The organism is Ensifer sp. 38_S197 (assembly GCF_056924495.1).
The window spans coordinates 1,883,576-1,909,917 of the sequence record NZ_JBXOVZ010000001.1; the positions used below are offsets into that span (position 1 = coordinate 1,883,576).

Sequence of the window (26,342 nt, forward strand, 5' to 3'; positions counted from 1 at the left end):
GGCGTTCTTTATTTTGGAATATAAAAAGGCACAAAGTCGGAAATGTCAACCGGAGGCCGTCGTGTTACGGGCATTGTCGAACGTCAGGCTTGATGGAGACCGGCGAGGCCGGGGCGGTTTCGGGCGAGGAAATGCCTGTTTCACTAGGGAATTCCCGCGCGCAGGAGCTTTCGCTATCGTCAGCGATTTGTTAGCTCGAAGGTCGGTGGAAAGAGGAGACGCCAGGTGAAGGTCATTGGGCTAATCGGCGGGATGAGCTGGGAGAGCTCCGCCCAGTATTACCGTATCATCAACGAGACGGTCCGCGACCGGCTCGGCGGCGTGCATTCGGCAAAGTCGCTGATGTGGTCGATGGATTTCGGTGAAATCGAGCGGCTTCAGCACGATGGCAATTGGCCGGCGCTGACGGAGGAAATGATCGCGGCCGCACGCCGACTGGAAGCAGGCGGCGCCGATTTCCTGATGATATGCACCAACACCATGCACAAGATGGCCGCCGACGTTTCGGCAGCCGTCTCCATCCCGCTGCTTCATATTGCCGACCCGACCGCCGAGAAGATCAGGGCGGCAGGCCTCGGCAAGGTTGGCCTGCTCGGCACCGCCTTCACCATGGAGCAAGACTTCTACAAGGGCCGCCTGAAAGACGCGTTCGGTCTGGAAGTGCTGGTGCCGGAGGCGGAAGACCGCGCCAAGGTGCACGAGATTATCTATCGCGAACTCGTCGCCGGCATCGTCAAGGACAGCTCGCGCGACGCCTACCGCGCCATCATCGCGCGGCTTGTCGCTGCGGGCGCGGAAGCGATCATCATGGGCTGCACAGAGATCATGCTTCTGATTTCGCAGGCAGACAGCCCGGTCCCGGTCTTCGATACGACCGAGATCCATGCGCTCGCCGCCGTGGATCTCGCGCTCGAAGGCGCGTGAGTGGCTGAGATGCCATCGGCTGCTGCCGGGTCGGGCAGGGGATGCTGACGGAGGGGCGCTGGCCGCGCGATGCTTTGACGGCCGGCGGAATCGCCGGCCGTGGTTGCAAGCCTTTAGTGTAAGGTGAATGCTCGGGGCTCGCCCTGAAACAGGCTGAGCAACGCGATGCCCTGCTGAAGCAGAAGTTCGGCTGCCGGCAAGTCGCCAGCGATCAGATCGTCGGCACAGCTGGTGATGATGTTGGCGAGGCTGATCGAATTCTCCGCGAACCGATCATCGCCGATCTCGTAGGCCTTTTCGGCCGTTGCCTCGAGTGCGTCTGCGACGAGCGCCATCATGTCCGAACGCTCGTGAAGCGTCATCTTGTCCAGTGTCTTGGCGTCAAGCGTCTTGGCAGATGTCTGCATGATTACCTTCCCTGTTGTTGAAGCCGGAATTGGCCGCGCCGGCCGGAGGGCCGGGGGAAAAGTCTACGACTGTGATGGATCGCTGAAGGGAGCCGGCGTCGAACGCGGCTTCCTCATTAAGATCGTGAATAGCGGCGCGGTATGCAAGGAATGGCTACTATGCGCTCTGCGCATGGGTCGCGACCTGTGGCAAAAGAGGTGTCTCCCGGGCGCCTCAACCACCCATATGGGTAATCTTCGCCGGCCATGCCAGGCTCTCGTCGATCGTCAGGCGGTCGGCAGCGCATTCCTGGGCGAGAAAGTCGATGAAGGTGCGAACCGACGGCAAAAGCCCGCGCCTCGAGGGAAAGACGGCGTGAACGATGCCTGACGCAGGCCGCCAGTGCGGCAGCACCGGCACCAGGGTTCCGGCCACCAGGTCCTTCCAGATCATCATCGTCGGCAATTGCACGATGCCGGCGCCGTCGAGTGCGGCCTCGCGCAACGCTGCCATATCGTCGGTCAGGAAGCGTGGCTCATGCCGGACGACCGCCTGCTCTCCGGAGGAACTTTCCAGCCGCCATTCATAGCTGTGGGTGGCGGATGTCCAGGCAAGGCTGGCGAGTCCCGTCAGTTGCTCGGGCGCCCGGATCGGCTCTTTGAGGAAGCCTGGCTTGGCGACGAGATATTGCGAACTGTCGTCGAGCTTGCGCATGACGAGCTCGCTTCTTTCCAGCGGCGGAAACCGCACCCGGATCGAGACGTCGAAGCCCTCGGCGATCACGTCCACGCGGCGGTTGGTGCTTTCGAGCTGCAGGCTGATTTTCGGATGGGCGGTCATGAACCGGGCGAAGAGCCGGCCGAATTGGAAGGAGATCAGCGCCGTCGGACAGCTCACCCGGATGGTGCCCTGCGGCTCTCCCTGGTGCTGCGCAATGAAGGCATCGGCCGCTTCGGCCTCGATCAACACGGCGACGCAGCGCTGGTAGTACTCGCGGCCGACATCGGTGACGAAGAAGCGGCGCGGCGAACGCTGGATCAACCGAACGCCGAGCCGGTCTTCGAGCATCGCAATCCGCCGGCTCAGTCGGGACTTTTGTGTTCCGGTCGCCCGTGCCGCTGCCGCAAAGCCGCCATGCTCCACGACTTGCACGAAATAATAGAGGTCGTTCAGGTCTTGCATCGTTCTACAAATAGAACGCTGCGTCGAAATTCACAATCTTTTTGCATGAGCGGTCCTACGGTAGCCTACATCCAATCACAGCGGATCAGGCAGCGGCGAACGCACGGTCGGCGGTGATGGAAACCCAGCGAAGGAAAGGACTTCCGATGACCAAGCCCTACGTACGTCTCAACAAGGATGATGTTGCCGTCCTGCTCGTCGACCATCAGACCGGTCTCCTGTCGTTGGTGCGCGACTTCGATCCGGACAAGTTCAAGAACAATGTCCTGGCGCTCGGTGATCTCGCCAAATATTTCAAGCTGCCGACGGTTCTGACCACCAGCTTCGAAGACGGCCCGAACGGCCCGCTGGTGCCGGAACTGAAGGAACTGTTTCCCGACGCGCCCTTCATTCCCCGTCCGGGTCAGATCAATGCCTGGGACAACGCGGACTTCGTCAAGGCGGTGAAGGCCACCGGCAAGAAGCAACTGCTGATCGCCGGCGTGGTGACCGAGGTCTGTGTGGCGTTTCCGGCACTTTCGGCGATCGAAGAAGGCTTCGAGGTCTTCGTCGTCACCGACGCCTCCGGCACGTTCAACGAGGTGACCCGCGATTCAGCCTGGTCGCGCATGACCGCCGCCGGCGTTCAACTGATGACCTGGTTCGGCGTAGCCTGCGAACTGCACCGCGACTGGCGCAACGACATCGAGGGTCTCGGTACGCTGTTTTCCAACCACATCCCCGACTACCGCAACCTCATCACCAGCTACACCACCATCGCGGCGCGCAAGTAAGACACGCTGCCGGTGAGCGACGAAAGCCCCGGCCACGGCCGGGGCTTTTCGCATGGCATATCGCAGTGGCGTTACGCGCTGCTGGCGGCCCGTTGAACATCCTGCGCGGTGACGCGGGCGGCGGGCTTCAACCGGCCGGTCAAAAGCAGGCTGGTGACGAGGAAGGGCACGAGCACGCCAAGGCCGAAGCGCATGTCGCTGTGTTCGGCGACGAGGCCGATCAGCGGCGGTCCGAGCAGGAAGCCCAGAAGTGCGATGAAGGACAGGATGGCGACGCTGGCGGCGGCTGGCCGGTCCTTCTGGTCGGCTGCCGCGGTGACAGCGAGCGGAAAGCCGACCGAAACACCGAAGCCCATGGCGGCAAAACCGGCAAGCGCGGCCCAGGCGGCGGGACTGATGACCACCAGAACCAGCCCGGTAACGCTGGCGATGCCGCAGGCGCGCGCGACGGCAACCGGTCCATAGCTCGCCTTCAGCCGGTCGCCGGCGAAGCGGCCGGCTGCCACCATGAAGGCGAAGATGGAATATCCGAAGCCGGCGCTGGCGCCGGAGAGCCCGTAGACGTCGCGAAGGAAGACGGCCGACCAGTCGGCCACGGCGCCCTCAGTCATGGTGATGCCGAAGACGAAGAAGCAGACGCCAAGCAGTGCAAGGCTCGGCAACCGTCGGCTGGATGGCGCCGCCTCCGCAGACGCGGCCTCGCCGGTCTGGAGGCGCGGCAGCTTGCTGGCAAAGAAGACACCGATCGGCAGCATGAGCGCCGCCGCCAGTGGCACTGCCCATTCCGGCGCGACACGGAGCGCGGCGAAGCCGACACCGATCAGGCTGCCGGTCATGATGCCAAGGCTCCAGAACCCGTGGCAGGTGCTCATGATCAACTGCCCGGAGTGCTTTTCGATCGCGTCGGCCTCGACGTTGAGGCCAAGCTCAAGCGTTGCCAACGCCACGCCGACGATGGCGAGTGTCACGAAGAGCCCTTCGATGCTTGACGCCCACGTCGGCAGCCAGACAAGTGCCAAAAAGACCACGAAACCATAGAGGATGGTGGCGCGGCCGCCGATCCAGGCGACGAAACGCCCGGCAAAGGGCAGGGTAAGCAGGATGCCCACCGGCATGCCGAGGAGGGCAACGGCGAGCTCCGCCGGTCCCAGGCCAAGCCGCTGCTGTACATCGGGAATGCGCGGCAGCCAGGCGCCGAATGCAATCGGCTGAAGGAAGAAGATCAGCATGATGAGCCGTTGGTTGGTCATGGGCATTGTTCCCCAATAGTTGTCGTATTGCGCACTCCGGCCTCGGCAGCGGCGACGCCGTCGATCCGATGCGGTCCATGAAGCAATTCTGATATTCTGAAAATCGTTTTCAGAGCTTGTCGTGCACGACAGATGCCGTCAAGCCTGGAAAGAGCCTCTCTGGCGAAAACGCAGCAATTCTGGAGCGAATGGCAGGAGGGTGTTGCGAATGGGTCGCCACCTTCCCGTGTGATGCCGGGCTGATATGAAAATAATATACATAGGCATGGGCGGCGGCCCTGCGAATGGGCGCCGCACATTTGCCTCCGGCGCGCATCACGTGAGCAGCTTCAGGGATCCCGTCAGCGACTTCACCCATTTGGCCGTGCCTGCGAGGCCGATGCCGTCGATCGCTTCCTCTGCAAGGTCTCGTTCCGGGAACTGGGCTTCATAATCCGCATAGCTGTGCAGCGAGCGCGCGAAGGCCGGAAACGGCACGACGATGCGATCCTCCTGCTTCGGCAGCGCCTTTAGAAGCAGCGCGCTGATCGTGCGGCTGTCGGCCTGGAGAACCGGAACGGGGCGGTTGGAACTGATATCGATCGTATTCTGCCTGCTGTCCGTCAGTCTCTGGTTGCCAAGGTCGGGCATCGCCGAGCCAATGCCGATGGAAATCGCCGCGATAGTGTTGGCGAGGTGGCCCGGTGGCAGTTCCGGATTGACGACGATGGCGAGGCGGATGTCCTGAAGCACGGTGGTCTATTCCTTCTCTGTTTCTTGATCGGGAGAATAGGCCGAGCTTCGAGGTAGGTTCTTTCGGATGTTGCGAAAAAATGTTCGGATGAGGTAGATGCTACCAAGACAAGTGATCCTCGAGGTAAAGTATGCCTGCGGCTTTGACGCCTGCCGACGTGAAGATATTGACCGCCCTGCAAAATGACGGGCGCCTGAGCAACCAGGCGCTTTCGGAGGAAGTTGGCATGTCGACCTCGCCGTGCTGGCGGCGCGTGCGCCAGCTTGAGGACGATGGTGTCATTCAGGGCTACATGGCTGTCCTGAACAGGAGGGAAATCGGCTTGGGGGTGCTTGCCTTCATCCGGGTAAAAATCGACAGCCACACGGAGGCGGAAGCCGATGCCTTTGCCGACGAAGTGATGAAGCTCGACAGCGTCGTCGCCTGCTACAGCATTGCCGGCGATGCGGACTTTCTTCTCCAGGTCGTTTCATCCGACCTCGATTCCTACTCGGACTTCGCCATGAAGGTCGTGCGGCGACTGCCCTGCATCAAGGAAATGCAGACGACCTTCGTTCTGAAGGAGATCAAGGCCTTCAGCGGTCTCCCTTTGCGCGCGACGACCGGCCACCGCTGAGCGAAGCGTTTCGTGGTTAGGAGGCGGACGCCATCAAGGGGTCCTCCCGGACGACCTGCACGAGGAAGTCGAGAACCGTCCGTACCCTCAGCGGCATGTTCCGGCGTGACGGATAGACGACGCTGATCGGCAGGCGTGCCGGCGGAAAGTCCGGCATGATGTTCACCAGCCTGCCGGCTTCGATGTCAGGGCAGGCCAGTATATGTGAAAGAACCGCAAGTCCGCCCCCTGCCAATACCGCCCGATGCACGGCCACCGCGTTGTTGGCGACGAGACGCGGCGCGATGCGCACGAAGATGTCGTCGGATCCATCGGAAAAGGTCCAGGAGCGCCCGTCTCCGGCGCGGCTATAACAGATACATGCGTGGCCGCCGATCTCGTCCGGTGTTTTCGGTGCGCTTCTTCCGTCCAGATAGCCGGGTGCTGCGACGAGAAAGGCGGTCGTCCAGCCGATGCGCCGGCACATCAGGCTGCTGTCTGACACAGGGCCGAGGCGCACTTCGAGATCGATGCCTTCGCCGACAAGATCAGACGGTTCTTCGCGCAAGATCAATTCGACCGACAGGCCCGGATGCCGCTCGAGGAAGGCAGCGAGGCGGTCACTGACATAGAGGCCGAGCGGTGCAGGCAGGGTGAGCCGTACACGTCCGGACGCCATGGCGGTCTCGGCGCAGGACGCCTCGTTGAGTGCGTCGACCGCCTCGACCACCCTCAGCGCCATCGGAATCATATGTTCGCCCTCGGCGGTGAGCGCAAGCGCGCTCGTCGTTCGATGCAGAAGGCGCGTGTTCAGATGCTCTTCCAGCGCTGACACCTGCCGCGAAACCGCCGGCTGTGTCAGGTTGAGGTCGAGCGCTGCTGCAGAGAATGAGCCCGTTTCCGCCACCCGCAGGAAGGCTCTCAGCGCAGAGACGATGTCCATTCAGGTCCCCAAACGTTTCGGCATAAGGCTTATGCGCCGAGTGTATGCCCAATGCGCTTTACTGTCCAGATATTAAGGATATCTTATATCCATAAGGACATTAGTTATCCTTAATAACGGAGCAAGAAGCCATGACACAGCGCCTGAACTATGCACAGCATTCCCCCGAGTTCGTGAAGAAGCTCTCCGACCTCAGCTTCAGCCTGAAGGACAGCGTCGTCGAGCAGAAGATCCGCGACCTCGTGAACATCCGGGCCTCGCAGATCAACGGCTGCGCCTTCTGTCTCGACATGCATGTGAAGGAAGCGAAGATCCACGGCGAGAGCGAATTGCGCCTCTACCACGTCGCGATCTGGCGTGAATCGAACCTCTTCATCCCGCGCGAACGCGCCGCGCTGGCCTGGACCGAGGCGGTGACGAAATTGCCCGAAGGCGGCATTCCGGACGAACTTTACGAGCGGGTACGCGGTCAGCTTTCGGAGAAGGAAATCTCTGACCTGACGTTCGCAATCTCGATCATCAATGCGTGGAACCGTGTCAGCGTCGCCTTCAAGAACGTGCCCGGTTCGGCCGACAAACTCTATGGCCTCGACAAGGCCGGACTGAACTGACCCCTGTTCCAGAGTGATCGAGCAAGGCGGCGCGTGCGCCGCAGCGATTGGAGGATCCCATGAAAATCGTCATCATCGGCGGCACGGGCCTTATCGGCTCAAAGACGGTCGAGCGCCTGCGAAAGCAGGGCCATGAGGTGATCGCCGCCTCCCCGAATACCGGCGTGAACACAATCACGGGCGAAGGGCTCGCTGAAGCGCTTGCCGGCTGCGACGTCGTCGTCGATCTCGCCAATTCGCCCTCTTTCGAGGACGAGGCGGTGCTCGCGTTCTTCGAGACCTCCGGCCGCAACCTGCTTGCGGCCGAAAAGGAGGCGGGCGTCAAACACCATGTCGCGCTTTCGGTCGTCGGCACCGAGCGGTTGCAGGAAAGCGGTTATTTCCGCGGCAAGCTCGCCCAGGAGAAGCTGATCAAGGCTGGCAGCATCCCCTATACGATCGTGCACTCGACTCAGTTCATGGAGTTCCTGGGCGGCATCGCCCAGTCGGGAACCGTCGGCGGCACGGTGCATCTGTCCCCTGCCTATGTGCAGCCGATCGCCTCGGATGATGTTGCCGATGCCATGGCCGAGATCGCGCTCGCCGCCCCTGCCAACGGCACGATTGAAATTGCCGGCCCGGAGCGTTCGCGTCTCAGCGATCTCGTCGCCCGCCATCTCGAGGCCAGCGGTGACAGCCGCAAGGTCAAGCCGGACCGCCGGGCGCGCTATTTCGGTGCACTTCTGGAGGACGGTTCGCTCGTCTCCGACAACAACCCTCGGCTCGGCCGCATCACCTTCGAGCAGTGGTTCGCCACCTCCGCTCGCAAGTGAAAACACCGTGTGCTTGGCGCACGCCACCAGACCCCCGAAAGGATTTCCGACATGATCAAGTCACTCGTTTCCGCTCTTGCGATCACGGCCGCATTGTTTGGATCAGCCGCTGCCGGCGACGCTTCCAAGGTCACGCTCGTCTACGAGCACGAACTGCCAAATGTCCCGGGCAAAAGCATCAAGGGTGTTCTGGTGGAATATGGGCCGGGCGGTTCCTCGGAGGCGCATACCCATCCGAGCACGGCTTTCATCTACGCAACGGTGCTCGAAGGCACGATCCGAAGCAAGGTCAATGACGGCCCGGTCAAGGAGTACAAGGCTGGTGAGAGTTTCTCCGAGATGCCCGGCGATCGCCATGGCGTCAGTGAAAACGGCAGCAAGACCGAACCGGCCAAGCTGCTTGCTGTCTTCGTCGTCGATACTGCCGAGAAGGAACTGACCCATCCGATGACGAAGTAACGCAAGGAAGGCCGGGTGCCGATCGCGCAGCCGGCCTTTCGTTCGGGCGCAACCTTTGGAGCCGATCATGCTCGCCGACAATCTGCCATTGCCGCTCGTCCAGATCCTCTTCTTCTGCGTAATGACGGCGGTTCTCCTCTTTGCGGGCATCATGCCGCATCGAAACGACGATCAGCACCTCCAGGGCGCGGCCGCCCTGCTGCCGCAGGCATATCTTTATGCCCCGCCTGCCGAGACAGGCACCCAACTCCGTTCAGCCGGCGCGCTCTAGCACCCAGCCGAACGTACGCTTCATAAGGTCTGCGGGAATTTCCTTCGACAGGATCTCGATCAGATCGGACAAGCGCACATTGCGGAGCTTCTCGCGCCAGGCTTCATCCGCTTCCCACATGATGCGCGCCACCGCGCAGGGCGTGCTCTCGCAATAGCCGGGCGCGCGACAGGGATTGTTGGCCCTGATGTTGGTGCAGACGAAGGTTCGCGCCTTGCCTTCGACCGCTTCGACAATATCGAGAAAGGTCAATTCGGCCGGTGCTTTTGCCAGCCGGTATCCGCCCGACGGACCGAGGGTGGTGTGGACAAGGCCGGCTTGCGAGAGGCTTTGCAGCGCCTTCGACAGATATTCCTTGGGGAGCCCGTGGAACTCGGCAAGCGCCTTGGTCGAGAGATAGCGGCCCTCAGGCAGGCCCGCGAGGATCGCACAGCAATGCAACGCCCATTCGACTTGGCTCTTAAGGATCATGTGTTCTAACGATCATGCATTCGTCCGGCCGATGCCATTCGCACCTATTAAGGACAACAAATATCCCTATTTTCCCGCCGTGTAAACAGCGCTTTGAGCAGCCACGCAGTCAAGCGGCGGGCATAGTGGCAGGAAACGGGTTGAATTCTCGCCTCCCCGGCACGATTTTGATGGGTAGACACAGGGAGGCCGTACCGATGGGCCAGGCAGGACATCGCTATTTCATCTTCGAGACTGCCGCCGGGTTTTGCGGTATCGCCTGGAACGACGTGGGCATCACGCGCTTCCAACTGCCGACCCGCACGGCAGAGGCAACCGAGCGGCTGCTGTTGCGGCGCCTGCCGGTCGCCCAGGCTTCCGAACCGACCTCCGAAATCCGGGAAGCCGTGGAAGCCGTCCGACGCTACTTCGACGGCAAGGAAGTCGACTTCACCGGGTTTGCGGTTGATCTGGAAGGGCAGGACGAGCTCTTCCGCCGCATCTATGCCGCGACCCGCGCGCTGCTCTGGGGACAGACCACCACCTATGGTGCGCTGGCAAAGGAGCTGGGTGCCGGGCCGGAGGCGGCGCGTGATGTCGGTCAGGCCATGGCCAGGAATCCGGTATCCTTGATCATCCCTTGTCACCGGGTGCTTGCCGCCGGCGGCAAGATTGGCGGCTTCTCGGCGCCCGGCGGTTCCACCACCAAGACCCGCATGCTCGAGCTGGAAGGCGTCCATCTGGCTCAGCCGGCCGAACCGACGCAACAGTCCTTCGGGTTCTAAAGACTTCGACGAGCGTCAGACGGATCCGGCGCTCAAGGTCGCTTTTGCTGAATGAAATAGGACGCCGTGCGCGTGTGTTGTAGGAACAGGTGTGGACTGATGGTTGCGCCGTGCCGCCCTCTTTCCGAGAGGTTCTCGGACATACTGCTCAATATATGTTACAAGCTTCATTAGCATTTCAAGAAATACATAGTGTTTTCAAAATGTTGCTGAATCTGCCCGATCGGATTAATTCCGATTTTCTCATGACAGACTATCAGAACGGAAATATTTTAGCGTCACAATCTTGTCGCAAACGAATCCTGGGGGTGACGCATGTCCATCAGTTCAGGAACGCCGTGCCGCAAGGACCGTACGCCAACGGGGATCGTGATAGAACGTCAGACGCTGGTGCGCAGCGTCATCGTCGCCATTCTCGAGTGCGAACTCTCCGGTTGGAACTTTATCGATATGGTTTCGACCGACTGCCTTGACCAGGCGCTCGGCTACGACGTGCGTTTAATTGTGCTGGACCTGAGCGCTCGAAGCGACGTCGGGTACAGCTTGCATGACGCGCTCGCGAAAATTCGTAAGTGCTTTCCGGACGTGCCGGTTGCGGTGCTCTCGGACACTGACGACAAGGCGACTGCCGCCGACGTTCTCAAGCTTGGCGTTCGCGGCTTCTTCACGACGTCCCTGCGGATCGAACTGGCGCTTGCAGGCTTGCGGCTGATCCTTGCCGGCGGCGTCTTCTGTCCGGACCCGCTTGCCGCGCTCACCGATTGTGCCGCTGTCGCTCGTCAAAGTGAAAGGGTGCCGATCAGCGCCTACCGAAGCGAGTTTGCGCTCGCCGACTTCACGCCCCGCGAGGCGGACGTCCTTGCCGAGCTGCGCTGCGGGTCTTCGAACAAGGTGATCGCCGGAAAGCTCAATCTATCCGACCATACGGTGAAGATGCATCTGCAGCACATCATGCGGAAATTGCAGGTGCAGAACCGAACCGAGGTCGTCGCCTTGCTCGCCGACCGGGCAACCGCCGGCGATGGTCATGCCACCGCCACCAACGGCAGCAGCGTCGTCAACGTGATGTCTTTTCGAGCATCTCGCTGAGGGTGGCCGCCGTCAGCATGGCTTCGGCCAGCAGCCTCTTGAGCTTCTGATTCTCCACTTCGAGCGCCTTCACGCGGTCCGCATCGAAGTTAGGGCCTCTGATTTGCAACGATTGCCACCGATAGAAAGTCGGTTGGCTGATGCCATGCCGGTGGCAGACATCGGCGACGGTTGCACCGTGCTGATGCTCCTTCAGGATCTCCAGGACTTCGTCGTCATTGAACTTGCGTTTGCCCATCGCGGCTGTCCTTCGGGGGACCGAGTGGCACATGTGATCGCGAGGGCAAGAAACAGAGCCCATGTGATAGGCCACGGCGTACCCGCGCGGCATATCTCAGTTCTCGCGAAATGCGGTGTTGAAACTGTCAATCAACGGACGCAGCGCATAAAGCGCCACGCTGCTCGTACCGGTCTCTATCATGGCCCGCACCGGCATGCCCGGTACCATCTCGACGCCCGGCATCCGACCCAGCCGCTCATCGGTAACGCGGATCGTTGCGGCGTAGTAGCTGTGCCCGGTTTGCCGGTCGACCAGATGATCGGCGGATACATAGGAGACCGTGCCCTTCAGCAGCGGAACCCGCCTCTGGTTGTACGGAATGAGATGAACCTGAGCCTCGAGCCCGGCATGGACCTGGGCGATGTCTTCCGGTTTCACCCGCGCTGCCACGACCAGCGCGCCGGCGTCCGGCACGAGGTCGGCCAGCGGCTCTCCGGCACCGATGACACCGCCTGTGGTGTGGACGCGCAGGTCCATGATCACTCCGTCGTCGGGCGCCCGGATCTCCGTTCTCGCCAATTGATCATCGATGGCGTTCAAGCGTTCGCGTAGCTGGGCCAATTGGTTTTCCGTGTCACGCAGCGTGAGCGCGACCTCATTCAGTCGGTCGCTACGCAGCTTGACGATGTAGGATTGTGACTCGCTGATGACCTGGTGGGCGCGGGATATGCGTGCGGAGACTTCGCCGATCTGGCCGCCGATGTCAGCCTTTTCCCGGGCCAGGACGAGGGCCCGGCTCCTTCGTTCGAGGCCTTTCTCGGTCAGCATCGAGACGGTTTCAAGCTCCTGGTGCGATATGGTGTTTCTTTCGACCAGGGACGCCTTCTGGGCGCTCAGGCCGGCGATTTCCTCCAGCACCTCCTTGATCTTCTGCTGCGTGATCACGATCTCCGACTGCATCACCTGGCGCCGCGCATCGAAGATGTTCTGCTGCCCGTCGAGAATGTCGCGGATCACCCGGTAGTTGCCGGCCTGCTCCACGAGATCGGGCGGAAAGGCGACGTGGTCCGAACCGTCCTGCTCGGCGGTCAGCCGCGCCTGCCGCGCCTCGGCATCCCAGAGTTGGCCACGAAGGCTGTCCCGTTCCGAGCGGGGTTTCGTGTCGTCGAGCTTGATCAGCACCTGACCGGCAGATACCGCGTCGCCGTTGCGGACCAGGATCCGCCTGACGATCCCGCCTTCAAGATGCTGGATGGTCTTGCGGTTCGCTTCGGTCTCGACGACACCGGACGCGATCGCCGCGCTGCTGAGCGGTGCAAGAACCGACCAGATGCCGAGGCCCACGACGAAGACGCCGACCAGCAGATTTCCCGTCCAGGCGACATGCCGCAGCCTCGACATCGGTGAAGCACCGGCAAGTGTCAGCGGAAGGCAGGTGGCGACGGCGGCGGAGGGTTGGGGCCTGGCTATCCCCTTGCTGTCTGAGACGTAGCCATCGATTTCAGGTCCGCGTCGGGTCAGGTCGGATTTGATGAGCTCCATCGTTTTCGTGCCTCCCTGCTCACGTGCCCGCTCGCGCTGGTGGTTGCAGATAGGTATCGAACACCCAGTCGCTGTCGCCGAAGGCTTCGATCGTGCCGTTGCGCATGATCGCGATCTTGTTGGTCACGGGGAGAATGCCCATGCGGTGCGTGATGATGACGATCATCATTCCCATGGCGCGCATGCGGGCGATTGCTGCAAACAATCGGCGTTCGCCGTCATAGTCCAAGCTGGAATTGGGATCGTCGAGGACGACGAGCGCGGGATTGCCGTAGACCGCGCGCGCCAATCCCAGTTGCTGGCGCTGGGCCCGAAGCAGGGTCGCGCCGCCGTCGCCGATATCCGTCTCATAGCCCTGTGGCAGTTGCATGATCACATCGTGCAGCCCGACAAGTTTTGCCGCTTCGATGACCTTGTTGACGTCGCCGCCGTCGAGCCGGCCGACGACGTCCTTCACCGCGCCGCCGAAGAGTTCGATGTCCTGCGGCAGGTAACCGATGTGACGCATGCCGCCTCCGAGCCGGAGGGTGGATATATCGACGCCGCCGAGCAGGGCGTTGCCGAAGGTCGTCGGCTGCACGCCCGCGATGATGCGGCCAAGGGTAGACTTTCCGGAGCCGGAGGGACCGATCAGCGCAAGGCAGTCGCCCGGCATCAGCCGCAAGGTGACGGAATTCAATATCTGGCGGTTGCCTGAGGGAAGGGTGTAGCCGACGCGCTCGAGCACGAGGCCGCCCGCTTCGGGCATCGGTATCGTGCGCACATTGTCCTGCGCGGCGATCGAAATCAGCATGGTGTTGATGCGATTGAATGCGGCATAGGCGAAGGCAACGGCGCGCCACGCGCCGATCGCGCCCTCGACTGGTGCAAGCCCGCGACCGAGAAGCAGGCTGGAGACGAAGATGATGCCGGGGTTTCCGTTTTCCTCCAGGACGAGCCAGGCAGCCGACCCCATCATCAGGATCTGCGCCAGCATGCGCACGGATTTCGAGAGCCCGAGAATGGTCTCGGTGCGCTTCATCGCATCGTCCTGCGCTTGCCGCGCGGTCTCGGCGTCGCGATAGACGAGTTGAGCGGCGCCGTTCTGCATGTTCATCGCACGAATGACCTGGATGTAGCGCAGTGCGGTCGCGAAACGCATGTGGCTGCGGGAGAGTGCCAGGTTCGCTTTCGCCAGCGGTTCGCGGGTCGAGAATTCCGTTACGATGGCAAGCAGCAGCAAGGTGAGCGCGGTGAAGAGGCCGATGGTTCCGAGCAGCGGGTGGACGAGGAATAGAAGCAGCAGGAAGATCGGGGCCCAGGGAACGTCGAAAAGCAGCGAACTTGCCGGGGCGTCGAGGAACTGGCGCAGGGTTGACAGGTCGCGGTAGCAGTCGTTGGCGAGGCCCGTTTCGGTGCGGGCTCCGTACTCGAAACATGCCGTCAGCACGACCGGCCGCAGGCGGTGGTCCAGCCAACTGCCGATCCGCGACAATGCCGCGCGCCGCACGATATCCAGGATCGAGCCGACCAATACCGCCGCCGCGATGATGAGCGTCAGCATGAGCAACGTGTCGGCGCTGCGGCTCGACAGGACGCGATCGTAGATCTGCAGCAGGTAGATGGAAGGAGCGAGCAGGAACAGGTTATAGGCGCAGCTATAAAGGAAGACCAGCAGGAACGCCCCGGTGCAGGCCCTGAGAGCGATGACGAGATGGGTCGGAGGAAGGTGCGCTCCTGTCGAATTCGTTGTCATTATCAGATCTCGATACTGACACGGCGGCTCGGTTCCCACGGGACTCTCTGGACCGAAATCGATCTCGGGACAAAATCCCGCAGCGGTTCAACGTGCTACGGCACCTTGCGCGTCCGAACGGAGGCGCGGTGCCGCAGGAAAGGCGAATAGGAGGATCGCCGGCCATGGCCGGCGATCCTTGTCGAGCGACTCAGATACCGATGTCGCTGATGCTGCCTAAGGTGTTGTCGAAATTGTCGAGTACATTCGAGACCGCCGTGGTGTTGGTCGTCGTTGTGGTTTCCGAGATCGGGTTCGAATGAACCAGAGCTGCGGAAATATCGCCACCGAGGGCCGCATTGCCGCTGCCGCCGGCACCGCCCATGCCTGCAATGATCGTTCCATGTTGGTCGGCAACGAGTGTATTGGTCTGGGTGGCGGTGGTGTCCGCCCCCATGCCCACGACGTTGCCGCCACTCGAATTGCTCTGGTCGCCACTCGAGGTCGGGTTCCCGCCTGCACCGCCGGCGCCGCTATTGCTGAGGGCTGCGCCGCTATTGGTGAGGGCTGCAAGGGTGGCGATCGGCGTCTGAACGAGGCCGCCGCCATTGGCGTCGCCGGTTCCCCAGTCAGCGCCCTGCCCAACATTGTCGCCATTGACGACCGTGGGGTCTGCGCCGTCGACAGTCTGTGTGCTGGCGAGAGTGGCGACTGGACTGTAGAAGATATCGCCGTTGCTGGTGCCGTCGCCACCGTTACCTGCATTCGCGTCGCCCGCAGTGGGATTGGTCAGGTTAATCGTGTCTGATGTCACTTGCGTAATAGGCATAGCGTCTCTCCTCTACTTGTTGCCCCGTAGTCTTGGACGGTTCGATGCCACAGCACACCGCCACGGGCGGGGGTCAGCGCAAACCATGGTGCGCGTGATCATCGGGGGGAACCAGCCGGACATTTGGTGACGTTCCTTTGGGTAGGTTCTGCAGTGCCGCGGGTTTTGCCGGCGCAAATTTGTCCGGGTTCGATTCGATGGATGTTGATCGTGAGCAATGAGCGGGGCCGCTCCCCGGCGTTAAGACCGGTCGCCGATCCTGATTTTGGAGCGCCACGGATCAGCCGTGCAGGACGTCGTCGATCAGCGCGGTATTGGTATCGGCGATGTTGCCTTCGCCGCCGGCTCCCCCAATACCGCCGATCTGCAGCGTATGTTGGTCGACGAGCAGGTGGTTGAGCTGGTCGGCTTCGGCGATGCCGCCCGCAGGCACGGCGATGTTGATCGGGTGGAAGTAGCCGATGTTGACGTCGACGGTGCTGCCGTTCGAATAGCCGTCACCGCCGCCGCCGGCGACCCCGCTTCCGGTGAAGATCGTGTCCGAGGAGAGGTTGAAACCGCCGCCCTTGCCGCCGACGCCGGCAATCTGCACGCCGCCCTGGTCGAAGATCACGTTGTTCGTCTGCATGGCATGGGCATCGCCGCCGGCGGCGCCGACGGCGATATTGATCGGTGAGAACACCGCGACGTTTACGTCGACCATGCTGCCGATGAAAGTGCCGTCGCCGCCGTGGCCTGCATAGGCGTCGCCATTGAAGATAAACGTCGCGCCCTGCGGGGCGGGGGCGGTATTGCCGGCAACGTTATGGTCCCCGCCCGAGCCGCCAACGCCGCCGATCTGGGTGGCGCCCTGGAGGAAGGCGGCATTGTTTGTCTGCCCGGCCGAGGCGCTCGCGCCTGGACCGGCCGCCACCGCCAGGTTCAACGGCGCAAACACAGCGGTGTCGGTGCTGATGAGGCCGCCAAAAAAGCTGCCATCACCGCCACCGCCGGCCACGCTGCCGCTGCCATGGCCGACCGCCACGTTGCCGTTCCCGCCTTCGCCGCCGATGCCTGCCATCTCGGTGACGTGCTGGTTCATCAGCGCGTTGTTACCCTGGTGCGCCTCGGCGTCCGTATGCGGGCCGGCGATTGCTGTATTCGACGGCATGAACATCGCCAGCGTGTTGCTGCCGATCGTGCCCAGGCTGGTGCCGTTGCCGCCGCTTCCGGCGGAGTTCTGCGCCGGCGCTATGTCGAGCGGAAGCCATGTCGGAACCAGCGCGAGATGTCCACCGGCGACCGTGCTCTGATTGGAGTTCGCGTTCGGTGCCTCTTCCGACAAAAGACGAGTTTCCGTCATCGCCATGACTCCCATAGGCTCGATCCCTCGCAGCACGATCATGCAGCGTGTGCGAGCGCGCATTGCGAACTATTTTGAAGGCGGTTGCGGCAAAAGGTGAGCCTGCAATTCGGCTACGTCCGTTCGGGGAGGCCATTAGTCGATCGGCTATCGCGGCCCGAGCCCCGAGAACCGCAAAGCAGGTTTTATTTCGACAGTGTCGCGCGCATCTGGCGCGGCGACTGGCCGAAGGTCTTGGCAAACATCCTGGAGAAATGCCCCGCGCTCTCGAAGCCGACTTCGAGGGCGATTTCAATGAGCGAAGCGTCGGTCTGGGTGAGAAGGTGCTTGGCGCGCTCCAGCCGGAACTTCCTGTAGACATGTGCCGGCGACATCTTCGCCTTTTCCATGAACAGGCGCTCGAGTTGTCGCCGGGACAGGCCGACGGAGGCCGCCAGTTCCGGGATCGAGATCGTGTTCTCGGTATTCTGCTCCATGATGATGAGGGCAGCGTTCAGGCGGGGATCGTTGCTCTCGATCGCGAGCGGCTTTCTCGGTTGCACATGAAGATGCGAGCGGGCCTTGTCGATCTGTAGGACTTCCAGCGCATTGCGCTCCGCCTCCCTGCTGATGTGGAGGCGTACGATATGGGCTGCCATGTCGGCCGCGCTGCTGCCGCCGGCGCAGGACCCGCGGGTGCGGTCGAGGTTGAAGAGGCGGTCCGAGCGAACCTTCAGATCCGGGAAGCGCTCGCGGAACGCCTGATAGTGGAGCCAGCTGACGCAAACGACGTGCCCCGCCATCAGTCCTGCTTCCGCCAGGATGAAGGTCCCGGTGCACAAGCCGATCAAAGGAACCTTCTTCGCGGCTGCCTTCTTGAGGAAAGCGATGGTCTCGTCGTCGATCGGATGTTCGTTTTTGAGAAGGCCGCCGACCATCACGATGTAGTCGAACTGGCCGGGGTCGACGAGGCCAGACGTCGGCGCCACCTGAACCCCGCAACTGGATGCGATCAGATGGCGGGTATTGCCGAGGACCTGCCAATCGGCGCGCACGCGGCCCGATTTGTCGAGTTCGTCGCTGGCCAGCCGAAGCGTGTCGATGAAGAGAGCGAAGGCCGAGAGCGTGAACGATCGCGCCAGTACGAAACCGATCTTGAGACGGTTGGCTGCAGCATCATTGGATTTCGTGTTCATCGTCCTTGAGAACCCACTTTCAATTTCTCCTCCCAGTTGGCGCCTGCAGGCCACCCGTCACGGCCAACACACCTCCCGAGGACCGTGGCGCACCATCGCAAGAGCACCGACAATAGGAACCGCAAGCCTCGCATTCTGCGACCATGATCCCGATCCGTTATCCTATCTGAAATCCGCGTGCCAGGGGATCACAATCATTCATGAAGATCAGCCGGCGCCCGATGCGTTCTATCTTTCAAATCCTGTCCTGGCCGGTGCTCGTCGCGGGATGAGGCAGACCTGCGGCGGGTACCATGTTGCGTGACGGCGGCGTGTGGCCGAGAAACCCTTTTACTTGTAAGATTGATTTCAAAAAGATTGACATTTCAATGGAAAAGATAGTTATAAAGATAACAACAAATCACCTGGACTCATGAGATGCTCGCCATTGTCGCTGATGATCTGACCGGCGCACTGGATGCCGCGGCACCGTTTGCCGCGAGAGGCTTCCACGTCGAAGTCGCGTTGGCCGCCGAAGCGATCGGTGATGCTCTGGAGGCGGAACCGGACGTGCTGTCGGTCAATCTCGGCTCGCGCGAACTGAGCGCGGAAATCGCCAAACAGCATTCCGCCGCCGCTCTCGCCGCCCTGCCTTCCGGTTCGCGGATCTTCAAGAAGGTCGACTCGCGTCTAAAGGGCAACATTGTTGCCGAACTCGACGCGATGGCCTTCCATTCTGCGCTGGTGGCGCCGGCCATTCCTGCCTTTGGCAGGGTGGTGACATCCGGCCGTGTCCAGGGCTTCGGAGTAGATGCACCTATTTCCGTTGCCGAGAGGCTCGGCCGGCATGCGGCAAAAGCCTTGATCCCGGATGCAACCACCGAAGCCGAAATGCGCTCTCTGCTCGAAGAGGCGGAGCGAAGCGGCACGGATCTGCTGATCGGAGCGCGTGGCCTGGCCGAAGCGCTTGCCGAGCGGATGAGTGGCGGAGCTGAAACGCGCGCCGCCGAAGTGTCGGTCGGGCCGGCCTTGTTCGTTATCGGCTCCCGGGACCCGATTACACTTGCCCAGATTGACGTGCTTCGTAGCGCGATTGCTCTGTCCTATCTGCCGGCGCCGAATGGGCGACTTGTGAAAGAATACGACGTTGGCGGCGCGATCACCCTCGTGCAGGCGGTGCCAGGCGAGGGGGAGGTGACGCCGGAGGCGGTTTCGGAAGCGCTTGCCGACAGCGTTTGTCCAGGCCTCGTCCAAGCGGCAAGGACAATGCTTCTGTCCGGTGGCGCAACCGCAGAGGCGGTTTTGAAGAGAATGGGCATTCGGCGTTTTCGGCTGCTCGGCGAATGCCTGCCTGGCCTGGGCTTGGCTGAGGTCGAAGGACGTTGCATCATCGCCAAGTCCGGCGGATTCGGCGTGGCGGAGACACTGAAGGAAATCGCGGAGGCTGTCCTCCGCAAGATGGGATGACGGATGGGACTGGAGAACGGAACAGCACGCAAAAGCCTCGGCGATCTCGTCTTTGAGCGTATGCACCGTGCGATCAAGTCCGGCGCCTACAAGCCGGACGAGCGCTTGCCGACCGAGCATGATCTGGCAAGCGAGTTCGAGGTTTCCCGGCCCATCATTCGCGAAGCTCTGCGCCGGCTGCGCGAGCAGGGTTTCATCTATTCGCGCCGGGGTGCCGGCAGCTTCGTTCGTGCCGTCGGCATGCGTGAGCCGCTTGGCTTCGGGCAACTGGAGAACGTCGCCGATCTTCTGAACTGCTACGAGTTCCGCCTGACGGTCGAGCCGGCCGCTGCGGCGGCTGCGGCCGAGCGGCATGATGCCACCACCCTGGCTGCCATCCGCCAGGCGCTGGAACTGATGCGGGACGCCACCAATCGGCAATCGCACCGGGAGGATGCGGACTTCCAGTTTCATCTCGCGATCGCGCGTGCCGCCCAGAACAGCTATTTTTTCACGGCGATGGAAGCGCTGAAGGATCACATCGCCGTCGGCATGCGGTTTCACGGCGCTTCGGTCAAGCGGGAGACCACCGGGCTGACGCGGGTCTTCGCGGAGCACGAAGCGATTGCCGAAGCCATTGCCGCGCGGGAAGCCGCAAGGGCAAGACAACTCATGCATGACCACCTTGCCGGATCCCGCGAACGCCTGTTCCAGGCGACGAAGTAGTCGGATTGCAAAAACCCCGGCGGCGCCGGGGCTTTGATTTCGGCAGCGGCCGATGAACTAAAGCGCGCCGCGGTCTTTCAGATTCACTCCTTGCGCTTTAAGTCTTTGATATTTCGTATGTCGTTATCGCAAAACCGCCGCACACTTTTGCGCGACATGCTTTAGAAGGCTGCCCTGTAGATGGCGAGCACGTCTTCCACGCCCATGTCGATCGGGTTGTTGTCCATCAGCCGGCGGTTGGCATGGGCCTCGCTTGCATAGAGCGGCAGGTCGTCGGCCTTGGCGCCATGCGCGGCAAGCGACATCTCGATGCCGAGCTCGCGGCAGAAGCCGCAGGCTGCATCCAGGAGTTCGTTGGCGGGGAGATTTTCACCGAGGCCCAAGGCCCGGGCGACTTCCGCGGTCTTGTTCACAGCAACCGACTGGTTGAAGGCAAGCACGTGCGGAAAGATGATCGCGTTCGCCAGGCCATGGGGCAAGCGAAGCCGCGTTCCGAGCGGATAGGCGATGGCATGGCCGGCGGCCGTGTTGACCGGACCTAGGCAGATGCCGCCGTAATAGGAGGCGAGCATCATCCCTTCGCGCGCTTCGGTATCAGCACCATCCTTGACAGCGCGCGCGAGGTACTTGCCGACGAGCTTGAAGCCCATGCGGGCAAAGCCGTCGATCATCGGATGGGCGCGGCGGTTGGTGAAGGCTTCCACACAATGGGCCATGGCATCGACACCGGTAGCTGCAGTTACAGCCGGCGGGACGGAATAGGTGAGCTCCGGATCGAGAACGGCGAAATCGGCAATCATATGCGGGCTTTCGACCGCGATCTTGTTTCCCTTGACCGGGTCGGTGATCAGCGAACGGATGCCGGCCTCGGAGCCAGTACCGGCGGTCGTCGCCACCTGGGCAAGGCGCGTGTTGCGGCCCAGAACCCGGTTCGGCCCGGCAACATCGGCAAGCGTCTGCTCTGAATCCCAAAGTACGGCAACCAGCTTGGCAACGTCGAGCACAGATCCGCCGCCAAGGCCGACGATAAGGTCCGGCTTGCACCGCCGCGCGGTGTCGAGTGCGGCGTTCAGGGTATCGACATTCGGTTCGCCTGGGATCGCGTCAAACACCGTGGCGCGGCCCGAAAGCTTCAGGCGATCGACGAAGCCTGCGGTGATCGGTGTGCCGATGACGAGGGCGGAGCCGGCGTCTACTGCCCAGGCGCCGACATCTGCGATCGTGCCGGCGCCGACGGCCAGGCGGCGCGGCTGATGAAGAGTAATCGGAGCGATGGTCATTGGGGGTCATCCTCGCTTGGCAGCGCCTGCCACGAGCTTGCGGGCATAGGCAATGGCGGAGTTCATGTTGCCGTGGTTGGCGATGCCTTTTCCGGCGATGTCGAAGGCCGTGCCGTGATCGACCGAGGTGCGGTCGATCGGCAGGTCCACCGACACGTTGACGGCGGTGTCGAAGGCGACGAGTTTCACCGGGATGTGTCCCTGGTCGTGATACTGCGCGACCACGAGGTCGAAAGCGCCCGAATAGGCGCGGTGGAACACTGTGTCGGCGGAGATCGGACCATAGGCGTCGATGCCTTCCGCCCGCGCCGCCGCGACGGCCGGCGCGATCTGGTCGTCATCCTCGGTGCCGAAAAGGCCGTTCTCGCCGCAATGGGGATTGATGCCGGCGACCGCGATTTTGGGAGCCATATAGCCGATGCGTTTGAGATGGCCGTCGCCGGCGCGAATGGTGGCGAGAACCCGTTCGGTCGTTGAGCGTCGGATCGCTTCCTGCAGCGCCACATGGGTCGAAACGTGGATGACCTTGAGCCGCTCGGAGGCAAGCAGCATATAGGCCGCCTTCGAGCCCGTCAGGCTGCGCAGCATCCCCGTATGGCCGTCATAGTGATGGCCGGCAAGGTTCAGCGCTTCCTTGTTGATGGGTGCCGTGACGATGCAGCCGATGACGCCGGCTTCAGCGTCGCGCACCGCCTTTTCGATGAAGCGGAAGGCTGCGTCGCCGGCGATCGGGCTCAATTGTCCCCAGGGAAGCGGTGCACCCTCGATCGGCAGATCCACGACGTGCGGCGCCAGATCAATCTCGAGACCGAGGGCAGCGCGGGCCGCTTCGAGCGTGGCGAGATTGCCGTAGATCCGGATCGTGTCGCGCTCTTGCTGCGACATGTCGGCAAGCGCGCGCACCGAGATTTCGGGGCCGACGCCGCACGGGTCGCCCATGGTTATGCCGATGATATTGCTCATGAAGGTCTCCATTGGTCGGCGTGGTCCCAGCCAGGGGCCAGGCGGACATATTTGATGGCGCGCCGGTGATAGGTGTAGGCGAGGTGCATGGTGCCGTCCGGCCCCTCGAGCAGCCAGGGATAGGACAGCTCCTTGTTGCGGCCGTCGGTCGAGTCATTGGAAAGACATGTGCCTGGGCCGTCTTCGATCAGCAGTCGGACAGGAAAGGTCTTGCCGCCATCCTCGGAGAGGCAGAGGGCGACGGGTGAACGCCGCACACCCCATACCGGAACACAGCCGCCTGTCGGGTCGGCGTCGGGGCGGCTGTCGTCCTCGCCAAGTTCGTCGTAAAGCGAGGCGCGCCGCTCGGCAGTGTCGGCCGCGCTGACGGGATTGCAGATCATCGCGATCCGGCCGTCTCTCAGGCGCAGGGCGGCGATCGAGGAATTGTTGTTGGGGACGTCGCTTGCTTCCGGCCTCGACCAGGTCCGGCCCTCGTCGAGGCTCTCGGTTCTATAAACCCAGTCCGCTTGCCGTCGGCGGAAGAGGGCGGCAAGGCGGCCGTCGCCGAGCGACACCGGCGACATGTGCACGCAGCCGATGGATTGATCCAATTCTTCCAGCTGCCATGTCTCTCCCTGGTCGAACGAAATGCCGAGGGCGGCGGTATCGTGGCTGCCGTTCCACTTCTGGCCAGGGCGCTGAACGCAGCGGAAGATCGGCAACAGCCAGGCGCCGTCACCGCGCACCACGAGGGGCGCACGGATGAAGCAGCCACGGGGGAGGTCGAGATGGCGGCCCTCGGTCGTCGCCAGTGTCAGCGGGTCGGATGCGTTGCGGCGGATCTCGGCCATCCGGATCCGGCACTCGTCCTGATTGCCGGAGGGTTGGGACGTGTGGAAGAGCCACAGCCTGCCGTCGGGCGCGGTGAAAAGCACCGGGTTCTGCTCGGAATGCGCAGGGTCAAAGCTCAGACGCTGCGGCGGACCCCATTGCGTCGCGCCCTTCGGCAGGACGGACGCGAAGATGGAGATATCCGACTTGCCCTCGAGCGTGCCGCCGAACCAGGCGCAGGCGAGCGCGCCATCTGAAAGCAGATGCAGGAAGGCAGCATGATTCTGGATCATCGGCGAAGGCAATAGCGCTTCCATGCGTCCGGGCGAGGCGGCTTGAAGCAGGCCATTCATGCTGCGGGCGATTTCTTCCGGGTCCATGGGGCTCCTCCTGTGCGCTTCGAAAATCGCCAAATTTTCAAAGTTGTCAAGTTTGATAAAGTTACAAATCGACGCATCCTCCATCTATGTTTCCATTAATTTATTGATTTTGAATGATTATTTATGACGAAAATTCGGCATTGATTTTTACATCGAGAATTAATTTGACAAACTTAAGCGAAAAGAGGATGGTCTGGGCAAGCCGGCGAGAGGATGCCGGGGAGGAGGATCTCATGCCGGAAGCCAGCCCCCAGGGGGCTAAGATGGCAGTCATGTTCGCGGTCGGTGCCGCGATCCTGGCGGCAGTCGACGCGGTGATCGTGCGGGCGCTGAATGGTGCCGTGCATCCCTTCGTCATTGGCTTCTTTCGTGCCTTCTTCGGTGCGGTTATCCTTTTGCCCTGGGTCGCCCTGCGCCCGTCCGTCCTCAGATCGAGCCATCCCTTGCGCCAGCATGCGGTCCGCGCGGGCTTCAAGCTGCTGGCGATGGTCGCATTCTTCGCCGCCTTCAGCTGGGGCCCGCTTGCCGACGTGACGGCCATCGCCTTCACGTCACCGATCTTCCTGTTGCTCGGCGCCGTGCTGGCGCTGGGCGAGAAGCCCGGACCGGCGATGATCGGCGCGGTGGCGCTTGGTTTCTTGGGGGCAATGCTGATCATTGGCCCTTCGGGCGCCGGCTTCAGCCTTGCCATTCTTCTCGCGCTTACGGGCGCGGTGCTCCAGTCGGCCATTCAGTTGATCCTGAAGTCGATGTCGAAGGGCGATACGACGTCGACGCTTGTCGTCTGGAACCTCCTCTTGACCGTTCCGATCGCGCTTGTCTTCGCTCTGCCGTTCTGGACCATGCCGGGCGCAAGGGAGATGGGCCTCCTGGCGCTGCAGGGCGTCGTCGGAACCGTCTGCATGGGGATGATGACCCATGCTTTTTCGCTTGCGCCCGCCACGATCGTCGCGCCGGTGGATTTCCTGCGCCTGCCGCTCGTGGCGCTCGGCGGCTTTGCGCTGTTTGGTGAACACATTGCCCTCACCACCCTTTGCGGCGGCGGGCTCATCGGTTGTGCGGCGCTGATCGCCGCGCGATCCGGAAAAGCAACATCCGGCTGAATGAATTTCACTAGGGAGGAAATGCCGTGAAGAAACTATTCGTCTTGAGTGCGCTCATGCTGGGTTCGGCCCTGTCGCCCGCTTTCGCGGGATCGGGCCCGATCAAGATCGTGCTCGCCGAGGAAGCGGACCTGCTCGAACCCTGCATGGCGACGCGCTCGAACATCGGCCGCGTCATCATGCAGAACGTCAGCGAAACGCTGACCGAGCTCGACGTCCGCGGCAACAAGGGCGTCATGCCGCGCCTTGCCGAGAAATGGGAACAGAATGAAGACGGCAGCTGGCGCTTTCACCTGCGCCAGGGTGTCAAGTTTTCCGATGGCACGACCTTCGACGCCAAGGACGTCAAGCACAGCTTCGATCGCATCATGAGCGACAAGAACACCTGCGAGTCGCGCCGCTATTTCGGTGGCATCACGGTGACCCCCACAGTGGTCGACGATTACACGATCGATTTCAGCGCCGATCCGGTCCAGCCGATCCTGCCGCTCTTGATGTCTCTCGTCACGATCGTGCCGGAGGAAACACCGCTCGAATTCGTGCGCGAGCCGGTCGGTACCGGCCCGTACAAGCTGACCAACTGGACTCCGGGCCAGCAGATCGTGCTGACCAGCCGTGACGACTACTGGGGCACAAAGCCGGAAGTAACCGAAGCCACATATCTGTTCCGCGCCGACCCATCGGTGCGTGCCGCCATGGTCCAGACTGGCGAAGCCGATCTTTCGCCGTCGATTTCGCAGCTCGACGCCACCAATCCGGCCACGGACTTCTCCTATCTCGACAGTGAAACCGTCTATCTGCGCATCGATCACAACATCGAGCCACTGAACGACGTTCGCGTCCGCCGCGCGCTCAACATCGCCATCGACCGCCAGGCCTTCCTCGGCACGCTGGTTCCCGACAGTGCGCTGCTTGCCACCGCCATCGTGCCGCCGCCGACGCTCGGCTGGAACCCCGACGTCAAGGTCTTTCCGTACGATCCGGAAGGCGCAAAGAAGTTGCTCGAGGAAGCCAAGGCCGATGGCGTGAAGGTCGAAACGCCCATCACCATCATCGCCCGCTCGGCCAATTTCCCGAATGTGACCGAAATCATGGAGGCCATTCAGGCGCAGCTCCAGGAAGTCGGCTTCAAGGTCGATCTGAAGTTCGTCGAGGTCGCCGAGCACGAGCAGTATTATTCGAAGCCCTTCAAGGAAGGCCGCGGCCCGCAGATCGTCGCTGCCATGCACGACAATTCCAAGGGCGATCCGTCGTTCTCGATGTTCTTCAAATATGCGACCGACGGCACGCAGTCCGGCTTCTCCGATCCGAAGGTCGATGACCTGATCAAGCGCGCATCGGCCGCCGTCGGCGAAGAACGCGCCAAGCTCTGGTCGGAGCTGATCGCATATCTGCACGACGACGTCGTTGCCGACGTCCTGCTCTTCCACATGGTCGGCTTCTCCCGCGTCTCCGAGCGGCTCGATTTCAAGCCGACGATGGCCACCAACGGGACGCTGCAGCTCTCGGAGATCAAGATCAAGTAATCTGCCCTGGCGAACGACAGGTTCGCCAGTCACAACAGCA

The 26,342-nt window shown here is 62.2% G+C and carries 28 protein-coding genes; 13 read left to right on the forward strand and 15 right to left on the reverse strand.

The window, feature by feature from the left end:
- The first annotated feature begins 225 nt into the window (after positions 1–225).
- A complete protein-coding gene (locus tag AC1Z3V_RS08765; protein ID WP_429809636.1) occupies positions 226–924 on the forward strand; it encodes an aspartate/glutamate racemase family protein in 699 nt (232 codons plus the stop codon).
- 113 nt (positions 925–1,037) lie between these two features.
- On the opposite strand, the gene AC1Z3V_RS08770 is transcribed toward AC1Z3V_RS08765, so the two are convergent.
- Both AC1Z3V_RS08770 and AC1Z3V_RS08775 read right to left on the reverse strand, forming a co-directional pair.
- On the reverse strand, positions 1,038–1,331 hold the full coding sequence (locus AC1Z3V_RS08770; RefSeq protein ID WP_429809638.1) for a hypothetical protein: 294 nt from the start codon (positions 1,329–1,331) through the stop codon (positions 1,038–1,040).
- A gap of 214 nt (positions 1,332–1,545) precedes the next feature.
- Positions 1,546–2,493, reverse strand: a complete 948-nt coding sequence (locus tag AC1Z3V_RS08775; RefSeq protein ID WP_483498349.1) for a LysR substrate-binding domain-containing protein — start codon at positions 2,491–2,493, stop codon at positions 1,546–1,548.
- 146 nt (positions 2,494–2,639) lie between these two features.
- Between AC1Z3V_RS08775 and ycaC the strand changes: the two genes are divergently transcribed.
- On the forward strand, positions 2,640–3,266 hold the full coding sequence (gene ycaC, locus AC1Z3V_RS08780; protein WP_483498350.1) for an isochorismate family cysteine hydrolase YcaC: 627 nt from the start codon (positions 2,640–2,642) through the stop codon (positions 3,264–3,266).
- Positions 3,267–3,337: 71 nt separating this feature from the next.
- Here ycaC and AC1Z3V_RS08785 read toward each other — a convergent pair whose 3' ends face one another.
- Positions 3,338–4,516, reverse strand: a complete 1,179-nt coding sequence (locus tag AC1Z3V_RS08785) for an MFS transporter (protein WP_483498351.1) — start codon at positions 4,514–4,516, stop codon at positions 3,338–3,340.
- A 315-nt stretch (positions 4,517–4,831) separates the two neighbouring features.
- Positions 4,832–5,248: a DUF2000 domain-containing protein gene (locus AC1Z3V_RS08790; RefSeq protein ID WP_483498352.1), complete on the reverse strand. Its 417-nt coding sequence runs from the start codon at positions 5,246–5,248 to the stop codon at positions 4,832–4,834.
- A 131-nt stretch (positions 5,249–5,379) separates the two neighbouring features.
- On the opposite strand from AC1Z3V_RS08790, the gene AC1Z3V_RS08795 reads away from it, so the two are divergent.
- Positions 5,380–5,865 carry an Lrp/AsnC family transcriptional regulator gene (locus AC1Z3V_RS08795; RefSeq protein ID WP_483498353.1) on the forward strand — a complete coding sequence of 162 codons (486 nt, stop codon included), beginning with the start codon at positions 5,380–5,382 and terminating at the stop codon, positions 5,863–5,865.
- A gap of 16 nt (positions 5,866–5,881) precedes the next feature.
- Here the strand turns inward: AC1Z3V_RS08795 and AC1Z3V_RS08800 are convergent, their stop codons facing one another.
- Positions 5,882–6,787 (reverse strand): LysR family transcriptional regulator, encoded by a 906-nt coding sequence (locus AC1Z3V_RS08800; RefSeq protein ID WP_483498354.1) that lies wholly within the window; start codon positions 6,785–6,787, stop codon positions 5,882–5,884.
- Positions 6,788–6,918: 131 nt separating this feature from the next.
- Between AC1Z3V_RS08800 and AC1Z3V_RS08805 the strand changes: the two genes are divergently transcribed.
- The 4 genes from AC1Z3V_RS08805 to AC1Z3V_RS08820 all read left to right on the forward strand — a co-directional run bounded on the left by AC1Z3V_RS08805 (position 6,919) and on the right by AC1Z3V_RS08820 (position 8,940).
- Positions 6,919–7,398 (forward strand): carboxymuconolactone decarboxylase family protein, encoded by a 480-nt coding sequence (locus AC1Z3V_RS08805; RefSeq protein WP_483498355.1) that lies wholly within the window; start codon positions 6,919–6,921, stop codon positions 7,396–7,398.
- 59 nt (positions 7,399–7,457) lie between these two features.
- Entirely contained in the window at positions 7,458–8,210 is a 753-nt protein-coding gene (locus AC1Z3V_RS08810) for an SDR family oxidoreductase (RefSeq protein ID WP_483498356.1), read from the forward strand.
- A gap of 51 nt (positions 8,211–8,261) precedes the next feature.
- Positions 8,262–8,669, forward strand: coding sequence for a cupin domain-containing protein (locus AC1Z3V_RS08815; protein ID WP_483498357.1), 408 nt, complete (start codon positions 8,262–8,264; stop codon positions 8,667–8,669).
- A gap of 67 nt (positions 8,670–8,736) precedes the next feature.
- Entirely contained in the window at positions 8,737–8,940 is a 204-nt protein-coding gene (locus AC1Z3V_RS08820) for a hypothetical protein (RefSeq protein ID WP_483498358.1), read from the forward strand.
- Here AC1Z3V_RS08820 and AC1Z3V_RS08825 read toward each other — a convergent pair.
- Positions 8,923–9,411, reverse strand: a complete 489-nt coding sequence (locus tag AC1Z3V_RS08825; RefSeq protein ID WP_173518970.1) for an RrF2 family transcriptional regulator — start codon at positions 9,409–9,411, stop codon at positions 8,923–8,925. The two genes, AC1Z3V_RS08820 and AC1Z3V_RS08825, sit on opposite strands and share 18 nt — an antisense overlap.
- A gap of 197 nt (positions 9,412–9,608) precedes the next feature.
- Between AC1Z3V_RS08825 and AC1Z3V_RS08830 the strand changes: the two genes are divergently transcribed.
- Both AC1Z3V_RS08830 and AC1Z3V_RS08835 read left to right on the forward strand, forming a co-directional pair.
- A complete protein-coding gene (locus AC1Z3V_RS08830) occupies positions 9,609–10,175 on the forward strand; it encodes a methylated-DNA--[protein]-cysteine S-methyltransferase (RefSeq protein ID WP_483498359.1) in 567 nt (188 codons plus the stop codon).
- Positions 10,176–10,490: 315 nt separating this feature from the next.
- Complete coding sequence (locus AC1Z3V_RS08835; RefSeq protein WP_483498360.1) at positions 10,491–11,264, forward strand: LuxR C-terminal-related transcriptional regulator; 774 nt, start codon at positions 10,491–10,493, stop codon at positions 11,262–11,264.
- Here AC1Z3V_RS08835 and AC1Z3V_RS08840 read toward each other — a convergent pair.
- The 6 genes from AC1Z3V_RS08840 to AC1Z3V_RS08865 all read right to left on the reverse strand — a co-directional run bounded on the left by AC1Z3V_RS08840 (position 11,233) and on the right by AC1Z3V_RS08865 (position 18,086).
- Complete coding sequence (locus AC1Z3V_RS08840; protein WP_483498361.1) at positions 11,233–11,502, reverse strand: transposase; 270 nt, start codon at positions 11,500–11,502, stop codon at positions 11,233–11,235. The two genes, AC1Z3V_RS08835 and AC1Z3V_RS08840, sit on opposite strands and share 32 nt — an antisense overlap.
- 96 nt (positions 11,503–11,598) lie before the next feature.
- Complete coding sequence (locus AC1Z3V_RS08845; RefSeq protein WP_483498362.1) at positions 11,599–13,026, reverse strand: HlyD family type I secretion periplasmic adaptor subunit; 1,428 nt, start codon at positions 13,024–13,026, stop codon at positions 11,599–11,601.
- Between the two features lie 19 nt (positions 13,027–13,045).
- On the reverse strand, positions 13,046–14,761 hold the full coding sequence (locus tag AC1Z3V_RS08850; RefSeq protein WP_483498363.1) for a type I secretion system permease/ATPase: 1,716 nt from the start codon (positions 14,759–14,761) through the stop codon (positions 13,046–13,048).
- Positions 14,762–14,951: 190 nt separating this feature from the next.
- Positions 14,952–15,569 carry a PE-PGRS family protein gene (locus AC1Z3V_RS08855; protein WP_483498364.1) on the reverse strand — a complete coding sequence of 206 codons (618 nt, stop codon included), beginning with the start codon at positions 15,567–15,569 and terminating at the stop codon, positions 14,952–14,954.
- A 280-nt stretch (positions 15,570–15,849) separates the two neighbouring features.
- Entirely contained in the window at positions 15,850–16,911 is a 1,062-nt protein-coding gene (locus tag AC1Z3V_RS08860) for a hypothetical protein (RefSeq protein ID WP_483499604.1), read from the reverse strand.
- A 185-nt stretch (positions 16,912–17,096) separates the two neighbouring features.
- Positions 17,097–18,086, reverse strand: a complete 990-nt coding sequence (locus AC1Z3V_RS08865; RefSeq protein WP_483498365.1) for a GlxA family transcriptional regulator — start codon at positions 18,084–18,086, stop codon at positions 17,097–17,099.
- Between the two features lie 417 nt (positions 18,087–18,503).
- On the opposite strand from AC1Z3V_RS08865, the gene AC1Z3V_RS08870 reads away from it, so the two are divergent.
- Both AC1Z3V_RS08870 and AC1Z3V_RS08875 read left to right on the forward strand, forming a co-directional pair.
- Positions 18,504–19,532, forward strand: a complete 1,029-nt coding sequence (locus tag AC1Z3V_RS08870; protein WP_483498366.1) for a four-carbon acid sugar kinase family protein — start codon at positions 18,504–18,506, stop codon at positions 19,530–19,532.
- Positions 19,533–19,535: 3 nt separating this feature from the next.
- Entirely contained in the window at positions 19,536–20,237 is a 702-nt protein-coding gene (locus AC1Z3V_RS08875) for a FadR/GntR family transcriptional regulator (protein ID WP_429809676.1), read from the forward strand.
- Positions 20,238–20,398: 161 nt separating this feature from the next.
- On the opposite strand, the gene AC1Z3V_RS08880 is transcribed toward AC1Z3V_RS08875, so the two are convergent.
- The 3 genes from AC1Z3V_RS08880 to AC1Z3V_RS08890 are packed head-to-tail and all read right to left on the reverse strand — an operon-like array spanning position 20,399 to position 23,673.
- A complete protein-coding gene (locus AC1Z3V_RS08880) occupies positions 20,399–21,517 on the reverse strand; it encodes an iron-containing alcohol dehydrogenase (RefSeq protein ID WP_483498367.1) in 1,119 nt (372 codons plus the stop codon).
- 6 nt (positions 21,518–21,523) lie between these two features.
- Positions 21,524–22,480: a 4-hydroxythreonine-4-phosphate dehydrogenase PdxA gene (pdxA, locus tag AC1Z3V_RS08885; protein ID WP_483498368.1), complete on the reverse strand. Its 957-nt coding sequence runs from the start codon at positions 22,478–22,480 to the stop codon at positions 21,524–21,526.
- Positions 22,477–23,673, reverse strand: coding sequence for a sialidase family protein (locus AC1Z3V_RS08890; protein ID WP_483498369.1), 1,197 nt, complete (start codon positions 23,671–23,673; stop codon positions 22,477–22,479). Before AC1Z3V_RS08890 ends, pdxA begins: the two co-directional genes overlap by 4 nt.
- Positions 23,674–23,936: 263 nt before the next feature.
- Here AC1Z3V_RS08890 and AC1Z3V_RS08895 point away from each other — a divergent pair, with 263 nt between their 5' ends.
- Complete coding sequence (locus tag AC1Z3V_RS08895) at positions 23,937–24,776, forward strand: DMT family transporter (protein ID WP_483498370.1); 840 nt, start codon at positions 23,937–23,939, stop codon at positions 24,774–24,776.
- 56 nt (positions 24,777–24,832) lie between these two features.
- A complete protein-coding gene (locus tag AC1Z3V_RS08900) occupies positions 24,833–26,302 on the forward strand; it encodes an ABC transporter substrate-binding protein (protein ID WP_483499606.1) in 1,470 nt (489 codons plus the stop codon).
- Positions 26,303–26,342: the final 40 nt, after the last annotated feature.